At 75.4% G+C, this 7,365-nt stretch carries 2 protein-coding genes; both read right to left on the reverse strand.

What is annotated here, in order from left to right:
• A partial coding sequence (locus tag PSR1_RS20235) for a GYF domain-containing protein (protein WP_237758169.1) occupies positions 1-523 on the reverse strand: 523 nt, incomplete at its 3' end.
• A gap of 94 nt (positions 524-617) precedes the next feature.
• Positions 618-7,316, reverse strand: a complete 6,699-nt coding sequence (locus tag PSR1_RS20240) for a tetratricopeptide repeat protein (RefSeq protein WP_237758170.1) — start codon at positions 7,314-7,316, stop codon at positions 618-620.
• Between the last annotated feature and the right edge of the window lie 49 nt (positions 7,317-7,365).

A 7,365-nucleotide genomic window follows, 5' to 3' on the forward strand; every position in this document is an offset into this window, starting at 1 on the left:
CGGCCAGCTCCGGCACCGCGGACACCGCCGCCCAGTCGCCCATGCCCGGGCGCCAGACCAGCGAGTCGGGGCCGACGTCGCCGCCCTCCCACTTCTTCTTCACCTCGAGGAGCGGCAGCGGCCCGACCTGCGCCTGGCCGATGGCCACGTACCACTCGGTGGCGGGCAGCTCGGCCGCCGGCGCCGCGGACGCGGCGGCGATGCGCGCCTGCTCCTCCGGCGTGGTCTCCTGGGTGGCGTCGGGATCCGGCCCGGGCGCCGCCACGCCGGCCGGCGGCGTGTCGCCGAAGGCGTGGTCGAACGCCTGGCCCAGCTCGGCGTCGAGCCCGCCCTCCGGGGCGGCGCCGCCGCCGGGCGCCGGGGCCCCCGCGGCGCCGTCGCCGGCCACCGCCGCCGTCGTGGACGCGGGCGTCTCCGGCGCCACGGCGCCGTTCTCCGCGGCCCGACGGACCCGGATGACGTTCCCGCACTTCTTGCAGCGCACCTTGACGCCGTTCGGACCGACCTTGTCGTCCGAGATCATGTACTGAGCGTCACACCGCTCGCAGCCGAATTTCATGTGCCAACCCGCCCAGATCCTAGGTTTGCCTGCTCCGCACCGTCAAGGACGCCCCCGCTCACGCCGGCACGACGCAGGAGAGGCCGAGCTTCTCCCGGAGCGTCGCATACTCCTCCGAGACGCAGAACGTCGCCAGGTCGCGCAGGCGGGTCTCCTCCCGCAGCTTCGAGACCTGCGGCTTCTCGGCCGCCGCCGCCCGCCGCACCACCTCGAGATCGCCGGCCAGCAGCGCGCCGGCGCGGTTCGAGGTCAGCTCCGCGCCGTCCAGGTACGACCGCACGTCGCCCGGGTGCTGCACCTCGCAGTAGCTCCGGGCCAGCAGCTTGAGCGTGTTCTTGCGCACGCCCTCGGGCAGCGTGCGCTCCAGCTCCCGCTTCAGCTTCTCCACCAGGTGCGGATCGGCGGTCACCACGAAGCGCGAGGTGCCCACCGAGCACGCCGCCTGGAACACCAGGTCGAGCTGGTCGTGCGGCATGAGCCGCGCGAGGTACAGCTCGGGGCGCGCGAACGCCATCGCCTTGCCGATCGCGAACCACAGCTCCTTCTTCGGCGCCTCCTCGAACAGCTCGTCGGAGGCGACGAGGCCCGCCGGGTCGGTGGGCACGATCGCGAGCTTCGCGGCGGCGCCGGACTTGCGGAACAGCCGCAGGCCCTTGAAGCCGAGCGTGCGCTCCACGTACTTGAACATGTTCGCGAAGAAGAGCATCGAGCCCTGCACGTCCAGCTCGTCCTTCTTCGGGTTCAGCCCGAGGTCCTTGTCGCGCTGCAGGAACAGCGGGCGCGCGTGCACCGCGAGCAGCGTCATCATGTCGGCCAGCGGGCCCTTCACGCGCTCGTGGAGCAGCAGCGCCCAGAGCGCGTCGTCGAGCGGGCGGCTCGCCTGCTCGCGCGCGAACTTGCGCAGCCGCGCCACCACCTGCACCTCCTCGCCGTAGGTGGCGCCGAGCAGGTGCACGAGCACCTGCGCCGCCGAGTAGGCCTGGTCGTACTCGCGCCGCGACGCGTGCAGCTTGACCAGCGCCGCGGCCGGCTTCTGCGTGCGGCTCCCGCCGCGCAGCAGCTGCCGGTACGCCGCCACCGCCTCGGCCTCCTCGCCCGGCTTCCGCGCCGCCAGGTCGGCGTACAGCTCCAGCGACACCGCGTCGTCCGGATCGGCCTTCGCCACCACCTGGTAGGCGAGGCGCGCGCCGTCGTCGTTGCGGAGCACGCTGCGGTACAGCTCGCCGACGGTCTTCCACAGCGCCAGGCGGGCCTGGGCCACGTCCGGCGTCTTGGGCAGCCGCTGGATCATCCGGAGGTAGGCCTGCTCCAGCTCCTGCCAGCGCTTGCCGCGGGTGAGGGTGTCCTCGATGGCCGCGAACGCCTGGACCAGCCGCGGGTTGCGGTCGAGCGCGCGCTCCAGCTCGGCCAGCGCGGCGTTCTCGTCCTTGACCTCGTCGCGCAGCACCTCCGCGCGCGCCAGGTGGAGCCGGGCCGCGCGGAGCGGATCGGCCTGCACCTCGGGCCGCGCCACCATCTGGCCGAGCACGTCGGCCGCCTTCTGGCCCTGGCGCGTCTCGCGGTACAGGCCGAGCAGCGCCTCGGTGACCGGCAGGCTGGTGGGGTCGATGCGCGCCGCGCCCAGGAACGCGTCGATGGCCTGGTACGGGTCCTGGAGCTTGTCGCGGCAGGCCTCGCCGATGGCGACGAAGTCGTCGAACCGGGCCTTGCCCTCGAGCAGCGCCAGCAGCCGCTGCCGCTGGTCCACCGCGCCCTCCCAGTCGCCCACCGCCTCGAGCACGCGCACCAGGCTGCGGCGCGATGGCTCGTGGTTCGCGTCGATCTCGAGCGCCTTGCGGAACGCGTTGGCGGCGCGGTCGAGCTGCCCCAGCTTCGCGGCGATCTCGCCGATCTGCCAGTGCGTCTCCACCACCTCGAGGTCGGTGAGGCCGTCGCGGTGGTGGATGATCACCGCGGTGAAGATGCGCAGCGCCTCGTCCCACTCCTCCCGCCGGACGAGCAGGTTGCCCAGGCCCTCCAGCGCGGGCAGGTAGGTCGCGTCGAGCTCGTAGGCCCGGCGGTAGGACGCGAGCGCCTTGTCCAGCCGCCCGAGCTTCTCCGCCACGTAGCCCTGGCGGTAGCACTGGCGGCACAGCTCGCGCGCGTCGCCGGCCGAGTCGAGCACGCCCACGATGACGTCGAGCACGCGCTCGGCGTCGGCCCAGCGCGCCTGGGCCACGTAGATGTCCGAGAGCGGGCGCGCCGCGTCCAGGTGGCCGGGGGTCCGCTTCAGCGCCTCCTCGTAGTAGCGGACCGCGCTCTCGCGGTCGTCGCGCTCCTCCTGGTAGACGCGCGCCGCCTCGGTGTAGCGCTCGGTCTTCTCCTGGACGTCGGTGGCGTAGCGGGCCTCGTCCACCAGCAGCTCGAGGTAGCGGTCGCGGTCGCGCTCGCGCTCGGCGATCCCCTTCAGCGCGCGCAGCGCCGGGAGGTTGCCCGGGTCGAGCTGCAGGGCGCGGCCGTAGGCCTCCTTGGCCCCGGCCACGTCCATGAGCATGTCCTCGAAGATCGCGCCCATGCGGACCTGGAGGTCCACCGCGTCCCGGGACCCGCCCGCCACCCGCGCCTCGCGCCGCAGCATGTCGAGCGCCAGGTTCCAGTTGCCGCTGTTCTCGTAGAGGCGCCCGAGCGCGCTGACCGCCTGGCGCGAGTCGGGGTCGAGCTGGAGCGCGTGGCTCAGCATCGCCTCGGCGCGGTCCACTCGCTGCAGCTCCTTCCACCAGATCTCGCCGATGGCCACCTCGAGCGCGACCTGCTCGCGCCGGTCCTGCACCAGCGAGACGTGGTGCTGCATGACGCTGATGAGCCGGTCCCAGAGCGCCTCGTCGCGGTAGAGCCGCTCGAGGTTCTTGATGGCCACGGCGTTCGCGCCGTCGATGCGCAGCACCGCCTCGTTCTTCTCGATGGCGGAGCGCGGGTCGCGCAGCTTCTCGTCGTGGATCGCGGCGCTGCGCGACAGCACGCGCACCTGCTCGCGCGGGTCCTGGGTGAGCGCGATGAGCCGCTCGTAGACGCGGTTCAGCTCGGCGAAGCGGTCGAGCTTGGTGTACAGGCGCTCCAGCCCGGCCAGCGCCTCGGCGTTCCGGTCGTCCAGGCCGAGCACGGTCCGGTAGCCCTCCACCGCGGCCTCGTCGTCGCCGATCTCGTTCTCGTGCAGCGACGCGATCTGGAGCTGGTAGGCGATGCGCGCCTGGTCCGAGGCGGACAGGTCGCGCGCCCGGGCCAGCACGCCGGCCAGGTCGGCCCACCGCTGCTCCCGCCGCAGCAGCTCGGAGAGCGCCTCCAGCGCCGCGGGGTCCGCGCCGTCCAGCTCCAGCACCCGCCGCAGCGCGCTCACCGCCTCCTCGACGTCGTGCAGCTCGCCGTCGTAGATGCGCGCCATCTCCAGCAGCGTGGCCTTCTTCTCCTCCAGGCCCGCGGCCGCCTCGAGCTTCTGCTCCAGCGTGATGACGAGGTCGCGCACCCGCCCGCGCCGCTTGAAGAGCTGGGTCAGCGCGTCGAGCGCCTCCGGGCTGGCCGGGTCGGCCTCCAGCGCCCTGCGGTAGGCGGCCTCCGCCTCGTCGGGCGCGTCGAGCCGCTCGTCCCGCACCTTGCCCAGGCGCAGCAGCAGCCGCGCCCGGACCATGCCCTTCGCGTCCTCCGCCACCTGCTCCAGCACCGCCGCGAGCTCGTCGAACGCCTCGGTCTCGCCGGCCAGCCGCTCGGCCTCGGCGAGCGCCTCGGCGTCGCCCGGCCCCTCGGCCAGCGCGCGGCACCAGCCGAGGAAGCTCATCTCCTTCTGGCCGAGCCGCTTCTCGTGGACGCCGGCCACCTCCTTCAGCAGCGCCAGCTTCTCCGCCGGGTCGGGCAGGTGCGGCGCGAACAGGTCGCAGACCCGCGCCAGCGCGCGCCAGTTGCCGGCCGCCTCGTGCAGCGCCCGGAGCTGGTCGTAGGCGGTGCGGTTGGCCGGGTCGAGCTCCAGCACCTTGTCGAGCGCCGCCGCGGCGGCGTCGCCCCGCTTCTGCGCCCGCCACAGCTCGGCCACCGCCAGCCACGCCGGCACCGCCTCGGCGGGGCCGCCCTCGGCGGCGAGCAGCGCGGCGCGCGCCTCGGCGGCGCGGACGCCGTCCTGGGCGGCGCCGCCCTGCCGGAAGATCTCCTCGATGCGGACGAGGTCGTCCGCGGTGTGCGGCTCGATGTCGAACGCGAGCTTGGCCTGCTCCACCGCCTCGCGCTTCTGGCCGGCGCGCAGCAGCACGTCCGCGAGCTCGAGCCGGACGCGCTTCACCCCGGCCGCGTCCTCCTGCAGCGGCACCAGGCGCCGGTACACCGAGACCAGCGCGTCCTGGTCGCCCTGGGCGGCGTGGATGTCGCGCAGCGCCTCGAGCGCGCGCCGGTTGCGCGGATCCGACTCCAGCACCGCCTTGTACGACTGCACCGCCTGCGCGGCGTCGCCGAGCCGCGTGCCCAGCACGTGGCCGAGCTTGTCGTTCAGGCGCGCGATCTCGCGCCGGTCCACCGTGGCGGACACGCGGACCCGGAGGTGCTGCGCCAGGTCCTGCCAGCGCTCCAGCCGCTCGTACAGGTCCTCCAGCGCGGCCAGCGCGGCCTCGTGGCGCGGGCGGATCCCGAGCAGCTCCTTCCACAGGGCCACCGCCTCGTCGAGGCGGCCCAGCTCGGCGGCCAGCGCGGCCATGCGGGCCAGCACGCGCTCGCGGGCGGCCGGCTCCTGCGCGGCGGCGCGCTGCGCCGCCAGGTTCTGGAACAGGTCCTCGCGCCGGCCCGCGCCCTCGTACAGCGCCTCGAGGGCCCGGAGCGACGGCACGTGGCGCGGGTCCGCCGCCACCGCCGCCTCGTAGGCCTCGGCGGCGCGGTCCGGCGCGGCGAGCCGCTCCTCGCAGAGCTGGCCCAGCCGGAACAGGAGCTGGACGCGCTCGGCGCCCTGGGCGGAGGAGGCGAGCGACGACAGCGCGTCGGCCAGGTCCGGCCAGCTCTCCAGCTTCCGGTAGATGCGCTCCAGCGCGGGCAGCGCCGCCGGCGCGGCGGCCGGGTCGAGCGCCGCGGCGCGCCGCAGGAACTGGGCGGCGCGGGCCGGCTCGGCCAGGTGCTCCTCGTAGAGCGCGCCGAGGCGCAGGGCCACCTGCGCGGTGTCGGCCGGCGCCAGCCGGTCCAGCTCGTCCTCGTAGATGGCGGCCAGCTCCTCCTCGTGGCCGCTCCGCCCCGCGAGCGCCTCCATGCGCGCGCGCAGCGCCGCGTCGGCGGGGTCCTCGCGGAACGCCTTGCACAGCGCCAGGAACGCGAGCGAGGGATCGCCGAGCCCCTTCTCGCGCAGCTCGGCCAGGGCCAGGTAGAGCGCCTTGCGCTCCTGCGGGTCGGGGCGCTCGCCGGCGCGCTGCTCCAGCACCGCCGCCTGGCGCAGCGGGTCGCCGGCCGCGGCGTACGCCCGCTCCAGCGCCACCGCGGCGCGCGCGTTGCCCGGGTCCTTCTGGAGCATGGCCTCGAGGCGCGCCAGCGCCTCGGGGTGGTCCGGCCGGGCGCGCAGCACCTCCTCGTACAGCTCCAGCGCGCCCTCGCGGTCGAGCAGCCGGTGCTCCTTCAGCTCCGCCAGGCGCTGCCGCAGGGACCCGAGCACGTTCGCGTCGCCGGCCTCGGCCGCGGCCGCGATCTCGCGCGCGAGCACGTCGCCCAGGTCCACCCAGCGCTCCGCCTTCACGCACAGGCGATCCAGCCGGGCGAGCGCCTCGCGGTCGTCCGGCGACAGCTCCAGCAGCCGCTTCAGGCTCTGGATGGCGCCGGCCGCGTCGCCGAGCCGCTCGTCCTGCACCGCCGCCAGCCGCCGCAGCAGGTGGGCGCGGCCCTCGGGCAGCTCCTCCACCGCCAGGCCCCGCCGCAGCGCCTGCGCCAGCGCCTCGGGATCCGCGCCGGCCTCGAGCGCGTCGATGAGGCCGACCAGCGCCTCGCGGTCGTCCGGGGCGAGGTCGAGCACCTTCTGCCAGGCCGCGGCCGCGCGGGCCGGCTCGCCCTGCGCGAGCCGTGCGATCCGCCGCTGGTACTCGGCGCGCGCGACCGGCTCGCGGGCCCGGTCGGCGTGCTCCTCCAGCAGCGCGGCCAGCTCGTCGCCCAGGCCCGCCGCCTGCGCGTGCCGGACCGCCAGCTCGAGCGACTCGGGCGCGTCCGGGTCCGCCGCGAGCGCGCGCGACGCGGCCAGGAACGCCATCTCGGCGTTGCGCAGGGGGCCGCCGTACGCCTCGGCCACGCGCCGCAGCAGCGCCGCGCGCCGGGAGGGCTCGGTCTCGTTCGCCGCCCGCGCCTCCAGCGTCTCCACCACCTTGCCGTGCTCGCCCTCGGCCGCGTACACCGGCTCGAGCAGCAGCGCCGCCTCGAGCGCGGCCGGCCCGGTGCCGCGCGCCAGCTCCTCCAGCGCGGACAGCGCGGCCGGGTGGCGGGGCACGCGGTGCAGCACCTCGCGGTAGGCGACCAGCGCGCCCTCCGCGTCCGCCAGCCGCTGGTGGCGGATGCGGCCGAGCCGGAAGCGCAGCTCGGCGGCCTCGGCGACGAAGTTGGGCTGCCGGTCGGCCAGCGCCACCTCGCGATCGAGGACCTGGACCAGCTCCTCCCAGCGCTCGGCCGCGCCGAGGAGCCGCCCGAGCAGCCGGAGCGCCTGCGGATCCTCCGGGTCCACCGACAGGATCTTCCGGTACGCGTCCACCGCGCCTTCGCGATCCGAGAGCTGCTCAGCCATGATCTTCGCCACCTCGAGCAGGAGTTCCTTGCGCGCCGCCGCCGCGGGG

The organism is Anaeromyxobacter sp. PSR-1, assembly GCF_000964525.1.
In the GTDB taxonomy this organism is placed as follows: domain Bacteria; phylum Myxococcota; class Myxococcia; order Myxococcales; family Anaeromyxobacteraceae; genus Anaeromyxobacter.

Coding starts and splice junctions, on each gene's coding strand:
- PSR1_RS20240 (WP_237758170.1), bottom strand. CDS start 7,316: ATGGCTGAGCAGCTCTCGGATCGCGAAGGCGCGGTGGACGCGTACCGG.